The 13912-nt window shown below is 57.2% G+C and carries 10 protein-coding genes and 1 pseudogene; 5 read left to right on the top strand and 6 right to left on the bottom strand.

What is annotated here, in order from left to right:
- Positions 1–337, bottom strand: a pseudogene (locus WCG50_RS12855) (hypothetical protein); the annotation flags it as partial.
- Between the two features lie 85 nt (positions 338–422).
- Between WCG50_RS12855 and WCG50_RS12850 the strand changes: the two are divergent.
- Positions 423–1790 carry an MFS transporter gene (locus tag WCG50_RS12850; RefSeq protein WP_336900001.1) on the top strand — a complete coding sequence of 456 codons (1368 nt, stop codon included), beginning with the start codon at positions 423–425 and terminating at the stop codon, positions 1788–1790.
- 421 nt (positions 1791–2211) lie between these two features.
- On the opposite strand, the gene WCG50_RS12845 is transcribed toward WCG50_RS12850, so the two are convergent.
- Positions 2212–3012: a permease gene (locus WCG50_RS12845; RefSeq protein ID WP_336900000.1), complete on the bottom strand. Its 801-nt coding sequence runs from the start codon at positions 3010–3012 to the stop codon at positions 2212–2214.
- Positions 3013–3394: 382 nt separating this feature from the next.
- Here WCG50_RS12845 and WCG50_RS12840 point away from each other — a divergent pair, with 382 nt between their 5' ends.
- Complete coding sequence (locus tag WCG50_RS12840) at positions 3395–3631, top strand: CDGSH iron-sulfur domain-containing protein (RefSeq protein ID WP_336899999.1); 237 nt, start codon at positions 3395–3397, stop codon at positions 3629–3631.
- A gap of 20 nt (positions 3632–3651) precedes the next feature.
- On the opposite strand, the gene WCG50_RS12835 is transcribed toward WCG50_RS12840, so the two are convergent.
- From WCG50_RS12835 to WCG50_RS12825, 3 genes are read right to left on the bottom strand one after another with little or no spacing between them, the layout of a single operon-like run.
- The gene (locus tag WCG50_RS12835; RefSeq protein ID WP_336899998.1) at positions 3652–4314 is read right to left on the bottom strand and encodes a DUF1345 domain-containing protein; all 663 of its coding nucleotides are present in this window, start codon (positions 4312–4314) and stop codon (positions 3652–3654) included.
- A gap of 53 nt (positions 4315–4367) precedes the next feature.
- Entirely contained in the window at positions 4368–7463 is a 3096-nt protein-coding gene (locus tag WCG50_RS12830; protein WP_336899997.1) for an efflux RND transporter permease subunit, read from the bottom strand.
- Positions 7460–8647 carry an efflux RND transporter periplasmic adaptor subunit gene (locus WCG50_RS12825; protein ID WP_336899996.1) on the bottom strand — a complete coding sequence of 396 codons (1188 nt, stop codon included), beginning with the start codon at positions 8645–8647 and terminating at the stop codon, positions 7460–7462. Before WCG50_RS12825 ends, WCG50_RS12830 begins: the two co-directional genes overlap by 4 nt.
- A 204-nt stretch (positions 8648–8851) precedes the next feature.
- Between WCG50_RS12825 and WCG50_RS12820 the strand changes: the two genes are divergently transcribed.
- Entirely contained in the window at positions 8852–9382 is a 531-nt protein-coding gene (locus tag WCG50_RS12820; protein WP_336899995.1) for a hypothetical protein, read from the top strand.
- Here the strand turns inward: WCG50_RS12820 and WCG50_RS12815 are convergent.
- Positions 9379–10755: a tryptophanase gene (locus WCG50_RS12815; RefSeq protein ID WP_336899994.1), complete on the bottom strand. Its 1377-nt coding sequence runs from the start codon at positions 10753–10755 to the stop codon at positions 9379–9381. The two genes, WCG50_RS12820 and WCG50_RS12815, sit on opposite strands and share 4 nt — an antisense overlap.
- Positions 10756–10923: 168 nt before the next feature.
- On the opposite strand from WCG50_RS12815, the gene WCG50_RS12810 reads away from it, so the two are divergent.
- Positions 10924–12849, top strand: a complete 1926-nt coding sequence (locus tag WCG50_RS12810) for a c-type cytochrome (RefSeq protein WP_336899993.1) — start codon at positions 10924–10926, stop codon at positions 12847–12849.
- A gap of 42 nt (positions 12850–12891) precedes the next feature.
- The coding region (locus tag WCG50_RS12805) for a metallophosphoesterase (protein ID WP_336899992.1) at positions 12892–13912 on the top strand (1021 nt) is incomplete at its 3' end.

Below are 13912 nucleotides of genomic sequence, written 5' to 3'. Positions count from 1 at the left end.
TGAACAGGCAGTAAACCATCTGCTCCTGGGTCACGCTGGCGCTCTTGCCATAAGCTGCTGCAATATCTGACACCATCTGGGCTTGAACCCGCCATACCCCGATGATGTCTGGCAGCAGGGTGAGAATCCCCAGGGGCCCCGGTGCCAGCGCTGCGCCACCGGATAGGCCCGCACTGGCGCGTGCCGCCGTGCGTGCCAGTTGCCGCGCCCTCTTCTCTGGAAAATCAGTTTTGAACTCCTCCGAGATCGGCACCACCGAAATCATCTTCAAAATGGCGTCCGTAGCCCGCTTGACGAGTCCAGAGTCAGGTTCAGGGTGCGGTACAAGTTTGCTCATGGCGCCAATATACATCTCGTCCTGACCGCCCGCCCTCCCCATTTAAAATCAGCGCGATTGACAATTTACCCAATGGACTTCAAGCATGTCGAACTTAAAACCGAAGTCTCAGTTTCGCCTTTTGGCTCAAAAACGTTTTGGCCCCTTCTTTGCCACGCAGCTCGCCGGCGCCTTCAACGACTCGTTTCTGAAACAACTGGTTATTCTTTTGGTGACCTTCCACACGGCGCAGTACACCACGCTGTCCACCGGCCTGGTCACGAATATGGCGGCAGGCCTTTTCATCCTTCCGTTTGTCCTGTTTTCAGCATTTGCCGGCCAACTGGCCGATCGCTATGACAAATCGTTGGTCATCCGTAGCGTCAAGGCGGTCGAAGTCGTCATCATGCTGGCGGTGAGTTTCGGGTTTTACGCCAAGAGTCTGCCCACTTTACTGGCCTGCATATTCGCCATGGGTTGTCACTCGGCTTTTTTCGGACCGGTGAAATACTCGCTGTTGCCACGGGTGCTGCACCAGGACGAGTTGACGGGCGGTAACGGACTGCTTGAAATGGGTACTTTCCTGAGCATTCTGGGGGGAACCCTGGTCGCAGGCCTGATGGTGGCCAGCACGACGGACCCCTTGATGTTGTCTATCGCCGTGACCGGGGTCGCGTTGACAGGACTGGTGTCCAGCCTGTTCATCCCCCCCACCGGAGAGGCCGCACCGGAGTTGAAGATTCGTTTCAGCATGGTGAAAGACACCCTGGCAACACTCAAGCTGGCCCAGGACGAGGGCAAAGGCGTTTGGACCAGTCTGTTGGCCATCTCCTGGTTCTGGTTCATGGGTGCAGTGTTGCTCTCGCAAATTCCAGCCCTGGGCAAGGACGTTCTCAGGGGAGACACCTCAGTGGTCACGGTCATGCTGGCCGTTTTTTCCATTGGCGTCGCCATCGGCTCGCTTCTGTGCGAAAGCCTCTCAGAACACAAGGTGGAGATTGGATTGGTACCGATCGGCTCAATCGGCTTAACGCTGTTCTGCGCAGACCTGGGACTTGCTTCGCTTCAGTTTGCCAATATGACAACACTTGCACCCACAGCAACCGGTCTGGGCTGGGGCGAGTTTATGGCTGCAACGGGTAGTTGGCGTGTGCTGGCTGACATCACGCTGATCGGCCTGTTTGGAGGCTTGTTTATCGTGCCGCTTTATGCCTACGTGCAACTCAACACCCATGCGCAACGTCAATCCAGGGTAATCAGTGCCAACAACATTTTGAATGCGCTGTTCATGGTCGTTGCCGCAGGCATGGCGGCGGGGCTTCTGGCCGCTGGACTGTCCGTGCCACAACTCATACTCGTGTGTGCTGGGTTAAACACCTTGGCGACGGTGTACCTCTACCTCACCATGCCAGGCATTTTTGAGCGGTTTGTGGTTTGGGTCGTCGAACACAAAACAAAGCTGCTCAAACGCTGAAACCGGTGAAAAAAGTCAGCGTGGCACCTTAGGCTCTGACCACGATTCGTGCGATAGCAACGAACCGGCAAACATTCCCACATGAGTGCACGGCGCCGGTTTCAGCATCGACCGCAAAGCTTCCAGTATCTTTGTGCCAAAACCGTCAGGAAGGCGGTTCAAAGGTGCGCCAGCCTTGCGACCTGTATTTTTAGTGTTCATGATCAATTCCCTTATGGCATTTTTAAAAACTATTTATATAGTTTATACAGTTTCATGGAATTGATAATCCGCAATTACCCTACGATCACCACTCGAAAAGGCTTGCGGGTGACACATTTTTGGGTTTAACGGGACAAAACTCGCCTCACCATCACCGCACAATCATCAAAGTGTGAGGATGATGCGCCTGATTTATGACCACTGTATGGCAGCCAGACAACTAAACCAGTCGTGCGACCTGGAGTTCTTTCTTGACGTAGGCGTAATACAGAGGTGCAGCGACCAAGCCCGGCAACCCGAAGACCGCTTCGCCAACGAACATGACGACCAGCAACTCCCATGCGGCTGTGTTGGTTTGCTTGCCGAGGATACGCGCGCCGATGATGTATTCGGTTTTATGGATCGCGATAAGGAAAAGCAGGCAAGCCAGACCGACGGCGGGCGAAATGGAAACACCTGCAATCGCCAACACACTGTTGCAAATCAAATTACCCACAATAGGGATCAGGCCCGCAACGAAGGTGAGAACGACCAGTGGACCGATATAGGGCATGTTCACGCCAAACAGTGGCAGAGCCACCAGCAAAAAAACTGCTGTACACAAGGCATTAAAGGCTGCTATCCAGAACTGAGCCACGATGATTTGACGGAAGGCCGCTATGAAATACCCTCCTCGCTGGCGAAGTTCAACCCGCAAGGGTGCTGTGGTGGGCAAGGACTGCGACCCCACCATCAAGGCACCCACCACCAAACCCACATAAACCAACAAGAAACCGTGCAGGCCAGTGGTGCCAAACCCAGCCAGCGCATGCGCTTTGGATTTCAAATAGTCAGCCAGCCAGACTTGCACGGCCATGAGTTCGTCCGGTAAGTAACTGGCAAGGTCCAGCGGTAGTTTTTGGCGAATTTCCAACACCGTACCTGCCAGGTGATGCAAAAGTGCCTGGTATTGCGCAAGCGCGCCAAAAGCCATCCCCTTGGCGTTGAACAGGAACACCGCCAAAATGATGAGTGGGACCACAATAACAGTGCTTGCAGCCCATGCCGGACTCAAGCGGGGACCTTTGGATCTACCGTGCCCTGCGACTATCCTGGTCAATAGAAAACCCAGACAAACCGCCAGCAACCCGGGCAGCAACCCGTACACAAGGATTCCTATGCATAGCAGGGCTGCCAGCAAATAGCTGACGAATTTGACAGGATGCGGCGTCAATGAGGCAAGTTTTGAGGAGCCGGGAAACGGTATCGGTTTGGACATGAGCGTTGAAAGTCTGAATAAGATTTGATTTTGACACCCTGCCAGTTCAAGTGCCTTGCCTAGCCATCAACACCACACACTTGCGCCGAGCAACGATTGGGAGGAAACTTCTGGCTAAATTGATTAACACGGAAAGAACCACACCATGACCGATCCAGTTCGCGCCTCAGACACCCCTTATGCTGTCAACGTAGAGAAGGGGAAAAACTACTTTTGGTGCGCTTGTGGCCAAAGTAAAACCCAACCTTTTTGTGATGGCGCCCACAAAGGCGGCGCCTTTTCTCCAGTCAAGTACAGCCCGGATGTCAGCAAAGAGGTCTACTTTTGCGGTTGTAAAGCCAGTGGCAACAAGCCACTATGCGATGGCAGTCACAAAAAATAACGCTACTTTATTGGCGTTTTTCAGAACAATCCAGAGGCAATATTTATCGTTAATGCGACCAGGGTCGTATTGAAGAAAAATGCCAACACACAATGCAAGGTGCCGGTTCTGCGCATCTTGCGACTGGTAAAACTGACATCTGCGGTTTGCCCGGAAGTACCAATCACAACGGCGAAATACAGAAAATCACCGTAATCTGGCGCATGACCGCCGGGAAACGCCAACCCGCCATGCTCGCCACTCGCCTCCGTCGCATAGAAGTCATGCGCATAGTGCAGGGCAAACATGACTTGCGTAAAGGCCCACGATGTCGCGATCGTAAGCGCGGCCAGCGCAATATGCGTATAACGCAACGTTCCCTTGAGCTCCTTCACCACGGCCAACTCGGCCACGATTGCGCCTATGCACATCAGTGCGGCCATAACGACTAAGGTCAAAACCAGTACCCGGCCCTCATCCTGCTGTAAGGCACGCGCACGCATTCTCTCGTGCGAGGACCAAAACATCATGCGGGCGGCGAGCAAGAGGTAGAGACAAGCCCCGACATTCCAAGCAATAATAATTTTCGTAATCGAATACATCGCCAGTGTTTCAGGTATCAGCCATACCACTGCTAAACCAAGGATGAAACAACTCAGGAGCCGTGGCCGAGCGAGCGCAAACCGCAGCAACAGTGGCTTCATCGAAGTAGATTTAACGGGATCTGGTGACATGGCGTCAACGACTGGCGGGAGGGTCACATAGACGATTCATCAAGAATCTCGGGGTGTTTTGTAATGGGACCGCTGCCACTAAAGCGATCCAGGGTGAGGTAAATCACAGGGGTAATAAACAGCGTGATAGCTTGTGAGAAAACCAAGCCGCCGACCACGGCCAGACCCAAGGGTTGACGCAACTCGGCACCCGCCCCGATGCCCAGCGCAATCGGCAAGGCGCCCATCAGCGCGGCCAGCGTGGTCATCATGATGGGTCTGAACCGCAAAATACAGGCTTCACGAATCGCCATCTCGGGGGTCATGCCCTGGTGGCGCTGCGCATCCAGCGCAAAGTCAATCATCATGATGGCGTTCTTCTTGACGATGCCGATCAGTAGCACGATGCCGATGGTGGCGATCAGCGTCAGATCCTGGCCAAACAGCATCAGAGTCGCCAGCGCCCCCACCGCCGCCGACGGCAGGCCCGCCAGAATGGTGATGGGGTGGATGTAGCTCTCATAGAGCACACCCAGCAAAACATAAATCACCAGCAAGGCCGCGATGACCAAGATCGCCTGACTGCCTTGAGAGTTTTTGAACACCGCCGCGTCTCCCCCATAACTGGCGATGACGGAAGCCGGCATCAGGATCGCGTCTCGTGCCGCGTCGATCTTGGCGGTGGCATCACCCAAGGCCGTGCCGGGAGCCAGATTGAAGGAAACCGTCACCGCCTGCAACTGCCCAACGTGGTTGATTGAGGTGGGTCCGACGGTGCGCTCAATGGTGGTGAAACTACTGAGCGGCACCAAGGCACCGGTGGATGAACGCACATAGATGCCGCCCAGCGCGCTTTCATCCTGCTTGGCTTCCGGCGTCACTTCCATGATCACCTGATAGCTGTCGGTGGGCAGGTAAATGGTGGACACCTGGCGCTCGCCAAACGCATTGAACAGTGCGGTGCGGATAGATTCAATAGAAACTCCAAGCACATTGGCCCGATCGCGGTCAATCTTGAGTTGCGCCTGCAAACCGCGCATCTGGGAATCGCTTGTCACATCGCGGAACATCGGGTCGGCACGAAGTTGGTCCTGCAACTTGGTGGCCCAGACATTGAGCTCATCGGCGCGCACACTTTGCAAAATGTACTGAAACTGGGCCTTGCTCTGGCGCCCGCCGAGCTGCAAATTTTGCACCGGGCGCATAAAGACATTGATGCCCGCCACATCCTTTAATTTTCGGCGCAGGCCCTCCACGACTGCTTTCATGGGGGCACGCTGGTTCAACTTTTTGAGCGTCACGAACATGCGCCCCGTGTTTTGCGCGCCGCTGCCACCATTGAACGAACTCACCGCTGCAATGTTGGGGTCGAGCCGAATGATCTCGGCGGCCCGTTCCTGCAAGCGAACCATCTCGGGAAACGAGGTATCTTCCGAAGTTTCCGTTGACACCTGAATTTGTCCTATATCTTCCTCGGGGAAAAACCCCTTGGGGATTACCACCATCAAAATGGCCGTCACAAAAAACGTAGCTGTGGCCACTGCCAGGACTGACTTGCGGTGACCCAAAGCCAGATCAAGCAACCGGGTATAGGAAGCAAGCACCGCATCAAAACCGCGCTCGAATGAACGAACGAGTCGGCTAGGTGGTTTTTTATGCGCCTCGTCGCTCAAAAACCGGCTGGCCAGCATGGGCACCAGCGTCAATGACACAAAAGCCGACACCACAATAGACAGCCCCACCACCACGGCAAATTCATGGAACAGCAGTCCGATCACACCCGGCATGAAAAAGATCGGAATAAACACCGCAATCAAAGAAACGGAAATTGAAATAATCGTGAATCCCACTTCACGCGCGCCGCGCAGCGCAGCCTGAAACGGCGGCACGCCTTTTTCGACGTGGCGCATGATGTTTTCCAGTACCACGATGGCATCGTCCACCACCAGGCCTACCGCCAGCGTCAGGCCCAGCAGCGAGATGTTGTCCAGACTGTAGGAGAAACCCCAAAGCAGGGCTACGGCACCAATCAACGACACCGGCAACGACAGGGTCGGAATGACGGTGGCGACGAAACGGCGCAAAAACAGAAAGATCACCAGCACCACCAGCGCAATGGTGCCCAGCAAGGTGAGCGTGACATCATGCAGCGCTTCGCGCACGGAGACCGAGCGGTCGTTGACCGGCGTCATCTTGACCGACTGCGGCATTTGACTCAGCAACTTGGGCAAGGCCGCGCGCACCGCATCCACCACCCGTACCGTGTTGGCGCCGGGTTGGCGCTGAATCGCCACGGTGATTGAGTTTTCGCCGTTCAGGGTGGCCCAACTCTTGAGAGTCTCCAAGCTATCTTCCACCAGCGCCACGTCTTTGAGCCGCACCGGATTACCACTGCGGGTGCTGACGATCAGGTCAGAAAAATCAGCAGCGTTTTTCAACTGCCGGTTGGCCTGCAGGGTCAGGGTCTGGCGTAGCCCATCGAAGGTACCAACGGGGGTGTTGACGTTGGCTGCCCGCAAGGCGGCACTCAGTTCGTCAAGCCCGATATTGCGAGCGGCCAACGCATCGGGTTGCACCCTAACCCGCACCGCAAAGCGCTTGGAGCCAAAAATATTAACCTGCGCCACACCGTCAATCGTTGAAAGCACCGGTGAGATCAAATGCTCAGCGTAATCCTGCAAATCTGACGGCGCCAGCGACGGCGAGGTCAGCGCAATCAGCAGCACCGGGGCGTCGGCCGGGTTCACCTTGCGGTAGGCTGGCGGTGAGGTCATATCGGCGGGCAATGAGCGTTGCGCCCTCAGCAGTGCCGCCTGCACATCAACAGAGGCCGCATCGATATTGCGCCCTTCTTCGAACTCCAGCGTCAGCGAGGTGTTGCCCAGCGTGCTGGTGGAACTGATGGTTTTGAGACCCGGCACGGTCTGAAATTGTTTCTCTAACGGCAATGCCACCGAACTGGCCATGGTTTCCGGGTTGGCGCCGGGCAAGGACGCCGAGACGTTGATGACCGGCGTGTCATAACTGGGCAGCGCCGCCACGGGGATATTTTGAAACCCGATCACACCGGCCAGCACGATGGCGATGTTCAGCAGCACCGTCATCACCGGACGGCGGATAAAAAGCTCGGACAAATTCATGGCGCTGCTGCTTTTGTCTTGGCGGCCGAATTCCCGGCGGGTGCTTTGGCGCGCTCGACGACCGGCGTACCGGGACGAAGATTTTGTCGGCCATCCAGCACGATGGCATCGCCTACTTTCACACCGGTCACGGCCGCGTCATTGTCTTGGGCGTACAGGAGTTGAACCGGTTTCATCACCGCCTTGCCGTTTTCCACGACGTAAACCACCGTGCCACGCGCGCCTTGAATCAGGGCCGCATGCGGCACCACCACCGCATCTTTGATGGTTTTGGCGGTCTGTGAGACCTCCACAAAGGCGCCCGGCCAGAGCTTGCCTTCGCGGTTGTCAAAAACTGCTTTGACTTTGACCGTCCCTGAGTTGGGATCGACAGCGTTATCAACAAACTGAAGCCGTCCGTTGTAACTGCCGCCACCTTCAGGCAAGGTTGCGATCACCGGCGCGCCGCCTGCTTGCAGCCCTGTAAGCGCACCTGGCAGGTTGCGTTGTGGCAGGCTGTAAGCCACTGCCATGGGATCCAGTTGCGTGATGGTTACCAGAGTGGTCACGTTAGCCTGCACCGCGCTGCCAGGGAAGACCGTCACAGCGCCGGCACGGCCTGAATTTTTCGCCACGATCCGGTCAAAAGAAAGCGCCACGCGGGCGGCATCAATCGCGGCTTGATCAGCGGCCACCGTGGCCTGCTGGGCATCGACCAATGCCTGATTGGTATCGAGCGCGCCTTGCGAGATAAAGTTTTGCGACAACAGTTGCTTGGCGCGCTCAAACTGACGCTTGGCATCCGCCAGCGCCGCCTGATCCTTGGCCAACTGGGCGCAAGCCTTGGCCACATTCGCTTCATCGGTGCGTGCGTCAAGCGTGAACAACAAGGCACCCGCCTTGACAAATTGCCCCTCTTTGAAATGAACCTGGGTCACGACACTGGTGACTTGCGCCTTCACCTCCACGCTGGTCAGCGGCGTGACAGTGCCCGTGGCCTTGAGCAGCACCGGAAAATCTCGAAGCACAGCGCGCACTGTGGTGACCGTCACCGGAGTCATGGGAGCCGATGCAGCGCTTGCCGGCGCACTGCCCGCAATAGCAGGAACTGCCGTTGATGCCACATCGGTCTTGCCGGAGCAACCCCAAAGCGCCAAGACCACCAGTATTGGGGTTATTTTCAAAAGGAGTGGGGAAGTCTTCATCGTTATTCTTTATCTATCCAGGTTGCACTTTGGCTATGACGCCCCAACAGGGGCATTCACCCAAGTCGGGCAAAAAATCATCATAGTGCCATTGAATGACTGGTTTGGGTATTAGACCCGCACAACTGCAAAGTCACGGTAAAGATTGATTAGGGAGTACCCGGGGGTGACCCCCGCACTGTGGTTGTTGCGAAAATAGGGCGGATGAATGAACGATTTGATTTTTGGCTTCGCTCAGGTTTAGTGAGTGCGCTGTGCTGGGTCGCCCAGCCCTCGCAGGCGCAATCACCACTTGACGGTCGGCTACTGGGCCTCAGCGAGTCAACTTTGCAGTCCAGTTTCCCAGCCCTGCACCGGGAAAGCAAACCCTTGCAAGGGCCGCATGGCGTACGTGGCCTGTGGACGCTGGCGAACACCCAGGCCTTTGGGCTTCCAGTTGACACCACCTTTTTTCTGAAAAACAAGCTGATTCACCGCATCGAGCAACGCTGGACCGCGACAGCCACCCCTTGCAACCCAACCTCTGCTTTTACGAAGCTGGTGTCAAACATTAGCCTGACCTACGGCGCCGGCGTGACTTCAACCGACAGCACGGGGGCCGAAAAGAGCCAACGCTCCGTAGTCTGGGTTTCAGGGGGTGTCGATGTCTTGGCCTACCTGACTCAATCACCCAGCCAATGCACGATGAGCATCGTCTACAAGCCCCACTTGGAAGAAGACGCCTCGACGCTTTAGGCGTCCGCCCAGGCAAATTCACAGGTGAAGTGACGCAAAAACGGCGGTTGTTTGGTGATCTTTACACCCCGGATGCTGGCGGCTTTTTGCTTGACTTCTTCAATCACCTCGGCAGCGTAATCAAAGTGCGACTGGGTGTACATGCGCCGGGGAAAGGCCAGGCGCACCAGTTCCATGCTGTGAAAGGTCTCGGTGCCATCGGCCAGTCGCTTGCCAAACATGACCGAGCCAATCTCTACCCCGCGAATACCGCCCTCTAAATAGAGCGCATTGCACAGCGCCCAGGCCGGGTAATGCGCCACCGGCATGTGCGGCAGCACCGTGCGGGCATCGATATAAACCGCATGGCCGCCAGTGGGTTTGACAAAACCAACCCCCGCCGCTTCCAGCCGCTCACCCAGGTATTCGGCCGTACGCAGGCGGTAGCGCAGGTAATCTTCCTGCATGCCTTCCTCCAGGCCCACCGCCAGCGCTTCGAGGTCGCGCCCGGCCAGGCCGCCGTAGGTGGGGAAACCCTCAGTCATGATCAGCACGTTGCGCACCGCATCCATCCACTCCTCACTGCGCAACACGATAAATCCGCCAATGTTGACCATGCCGTCCTTTTTGGCGCTCATGGTGCAGCCATCGCAATACGAAAACATCTCGCGCACGATGTCTTTGATGGACGTGTTCTCGTAACCCGCCTCTCGCATCTTGATGAACATGGCGTTTTCAGCAAAGCGGCACACGTCCATGATGAACGGCTTGCCAAACTTTTTGAGCAAGGCGGCGTAAGCCCGAATATTGGCCATCGACACCGGTTGACCGCCGCCGGTGTTGTTGGTCACGGTGATCATGCCAAACGGAATGCGCTCGCCCTGCGACTTGAGCAGCGCCTCCACCCGCGCCAGATCAATATTGCCTTTAAACGGGTAGATCAGCGCCGGTTGCAGGCCTTCGGGGATGACCAGATCGACGGCCTCAACGCCGATGTACTCCAGGTTAGCGCGGGTGGTGTCAAAGTGCGAATTGTTGGGCACCAGATCGCCTTTTTTGCAGACGGCGGTGAACAACACCTTTTCAGCGGCGCGCCCCTGGTGCGTCGGCACAAAGTGCTGCATGCCGGTGATGCCTTGAATGACGGCCTCCAGCCGGTAAAAACTGCGCGCCCCGGCGTAGCTTTCGTCGCCTTCCATGATGGCGCCCCACTGGCGCGACGACATCGCGCCGGTGCCCGAATCGGTCAGCCAGTCGATCAGCACATCTTCAGCGCGGAGCTTGAAAACATTGAGCTTGGCCGCCTCCAGCAACTGCACCCGCTCCTCGCGCGTGGTCATGCGAATCGGCTCGATGCTCTTGATGCGGAACGGTTCAATCAGGGTTTTAGGCATGGTAATTTCTCAAAATAGGTAAGCAGGGCGTGAAGGTATCACCGCCAAAATCTCCGTGGTGTCGGGTATTTGCAACAGACTAAAAAAATAAACCAACCACAAAGCTATGCTATTTATAGCTGCTTACGCAAGCCAGACGGGGGCTAGAGCACTGTAGTAGCATTAACCATGTCCAGCCCAATCTTAAAACTCCTGATCGCCAGCCTCTTCGCCTGGCTGCCGCTGCAGGCTCAACCCGCCACCGTCTTTGAAGACACCTTGGCCCAGCGCACCCTCGCCTGCGTGGCCTGCCACGGCAAACAAGGCCGTGCCGGGCCAGACGGTTATTACCCCCGCATCGCCGGCAAACCGGCGGGCTATCTCTACAACCAACTGCAAAATTTTCGTCAAAGCAAGCGCCACTACAACCTGATGACTGGGTTGATTGATCCGCTCAGCGACAGCTACCTGATGGAGATCGCCCAGTATTTCTCCCAGCTCGACCTGCCCTACCCGGCGCCCCAACCCGCGACAGCACCCCAAATCGTGATGGAACAAGGCCGCCGCCTGGCAACCCAGGGTGACGCGGCCCGCAAAATACCCGCCTGCACCCAATGCCATGGCTTGGCACTGACGGGGGTGGCGCCCAATGTTCCCGGCCTGCTGGGCCTGCCACGCGACTACCTCAACGCCCAACTCGGTGGCTGGAAAACCGGACAACGCAAAGCGCAAGAACCCGACTGCATGGCCCACATCGCAGGACAACTCACCCAACAGGATGTGAGCGCAGTAACCCAGTGGCTAGCCGATCAACCTTTACCCCCTAAAACCCAGGCGGCAGCCCATGCACCGCCCACCCGTCCCGGCGTGCCCACCCTTCAATGCGGCAGTACCGCCCTGCCCGCTGGTAAGGTAACTGGAACAACACCGCTACCAAGTACAACCCCAGGCAGTCTCCCACCCGAACGCCTTGCCCAAGGTGCCTACCTGGCACGTGCAGGAAACTGCATGGCCTGCCACACCACCCGTGGCGGCGCGCCTTATGCAGGAGGCCGCGCCATCGAGACGCCGTTCGGAAAGGTCTACAGCAGCAACCTCACTTCAGACGCAACTTCGGGTCTGGGCCGCTGGACACCAAGCGACTTCTGGCAAGCCATGCACCATGGCCGCTCCAAAGACGGCCGCCTGCTGAACCCGGCATTTCCCTATACCAACTTCACCCTGATGACACGGGAAGACTCAGATGCGCTATTCGCCTATTTGCAAACGCTTGCGCCCAGCCCGCAACCCAACACCGCCCATGCGCTGCGCTGGCCCTTTGATACGCCAGTTGCGTTAACCGTGTGGCGAGCCTTGTTTTTTTCGCCGAATGTCTATCAAGTTGACACAAGCCAGTCCACCGAATGGAACCGGGGCGCCTACCTGGTGCGTGGGCTGGGTCACTGCGGTGCCTGCCACACGCCCCGAAACTCTCTGGGCGCCAGTAAGCTCGCGCAGGACCTGACTGGCGGCATGATTACGATGCAAAACTGGTATGCCCCCTCGCTGCTCTCACCGCTGGAAGGCGGTGGAGCGGGCGATTCGGCACAAAACCTTATCCAACTGTTAAAAACCGGCCAATCAGCCCACGGCACGGTCACAGGACCCATGGCCGAAGTGGTGCAAGGCAGCACGCAATACCTGACCGACGGCGACCTCCGCGCCATCTCCGTTTATCTGGTCTCTTTGGCCAAACCAGCGCCAGCAGGTTCGCAGCAGGTGCCCCATGGGGATACAGCAAAACCAAAATCGGACAACGGAACCAAGTTGTATGAAGCGCACTGCGCAAGCTGCCACGGCGCACAAGGCGAAGGTATTAAAGGCGCCTACCCACCACTGGCCGGAAACCGCGCCGTCACGCGGTCTGACACCAGCAATCTGGTTCAAAGTGTGTTGCAGGGTGGTTATGCCCCGGCCACGATAGGCAATCCCCGCCCCTTTGGAATGCCTCCCTTTGTATTGCAGTTGAAAGACAACGAAACGGCGGCGGTCTTGACACATATCCGAAACAGCTGGGGCAACCAGGCGTCGCAAGTCACCGAACTCGAAGTGACCCGGGCCCGCGACCGACCATAATCGTCCTCATCCTTTTTGGCACCGCGATCCGGGAAATTACCCATGAATTACCTCCGACCTTCTATTTATTTCTTACTGGCGGGGGTTATGGCGGGCTGTGCCGTCGCGCCAACCAACGGCCCCGAAAAGGACAAAACCTACCGCGTCACCGTGATGCACACCAACGACCACCACGGGCGCTTCTGGAAAAACTCCGACGGCGAATACGGCATGTCAGCCCGCAAAACGGTCATTGACGGTATCCGCAGCGAAGTGGCCGCCGCTGGGGGTTACACCCTGCTACTCGACGGCGGCGATGTCAACACTGGCATCCCCGAGTCGGACCTGCAGGACGCCGTGCCCGACTTCAAGGGCATGAACCTGCTGGGTTACCAGGCCATGGCCGTGGGCAACCACGAGTTCGACAAACCGCTGACCGTCCTCAAGATGCAGCGCAAACTGGCCCAGTTCCCAATGCTGTCAGCCAACATCTATGAACGCGGCGAGCGCATGTTTGCGCCCTACAAAATCTTCACGCTGGGCGACTTACGGGTTGGCGTGATGGGCCTGACGACCGAAGACGCCCACAAGATGGTGCATCCAGAGCATGTGAAAAACATCGAATTTCGCAGCGTCATCGCCGAGGCCCGCCAGGTGGTGCCCGAACTGCGCCGGCAGGCTGATGTGGTGATAGCGGCCACCCACATGGGTCATTTTGAAAATGGCAACCACGGCACCCAAGCTATGGGTGATGTGGAAATGGCCCGTGCCGTCAACGGCATTGACCTGGTGGTGGGTGGGCACAGCCAGAATCCAGCCTGCATGAAGGCTGAAAACGTGCTCGACCGCGCCTACGTGCCCGGCGCGCCCTGCCAACCCGACCGCCAGAACGGCACCTGGATTGTGCAGGCCCATGAGTGGGGGAAATACGTGGGCCGGGCCGACTTTGAGTACCGCAACCGCGAGTTCAAACTGGTGAAATATTCGCTGATACCGATCAACCTAAAGAAATCTGTCAAAGCGGCTGAAGGCAGCAGCACGCTGGCGCCCTACACGCCAATCGTCCCCGAAAACCCCGACATGC

The organism is Rhodoferax sp. (genome assembly GCF_037143375.1).
In the GTDB taxonomy this organism is placed as follows: domain Bacteria; phylum Pseudomonadota; class Gammaproteobacteria; order Burkholderiales; family Burkholderiaceae_C; genus Rhodoferax.
The sequence above is the reverse complement of the archived record's forward strand: the minus strand, read 5'-3'. Positions and strand labels throughout refer to the sequence as shown.

What these genes read in the sequence shown, in the direction of transcription:
- WCG50_RS12850 (WP_336900001.1), top strand. Translation starts at nt 423, where the DNA reads ATGTCGAACTTAAAACCGAAGTCTCAGTTTCGCCTTTTGGCTCAAAAA.
- WCG50_RS12835 (WP_336899998.1), bottom strand. Translation starts at nt 4,314, where the DNA reads ATGAAGCCACTGTTGCTGCGGTTTGCGCTCGCTCGGCCACGGCTCCTG.
- WCG50_RS12820 (WP_336899995.1), top strand. Translation starts at nt 8,852, where the DNA reads ATGAATGAACGATTTGATTTTTGGCTTCGCTCAGGTTTAGTGAGTGCG.
- WCG50_RS12830 (WP_336899997.1), bottom strand. Translation starts at nt 7,463, where the DNA reads ATGAATTTGTCCGAGCTTTTTATCCGCCGTCCGGTGATGACGGTGCTG.
- WCG50_RS12825 (WP_336899996.1), bottom strand. Translation starts at nt 8,647, where the DNA reads ATGAAGACTTCCCCACTCCTTTTGAAAATAACCCCAATACTGGTGGTC.
- WCG50_RS12840 (WP_336899999.1), top strand. Translation starts at nt 3,395, where the DNA reads ATGACCGATCCAGTTCGCGCCTCAGACACCCCTTATGCTGTCAACGTA.
- WCG50_RS12810 (WP_336899993.1), top strand. Translation starts at nt 10,924, where the DNA reads ATGTCCAGCCCAATCTTAAAACTCCTGATCGCCAGCCTCTTCGCCTGG.
- WCG50_RS12815 (WP_336899994.1), bottom strand. Translation starts at nt 10,755, where the DNA reads ATGCCTAAAACCCTGATTGAACCGTTCCGCATCAAGAGCATCGAGCCG.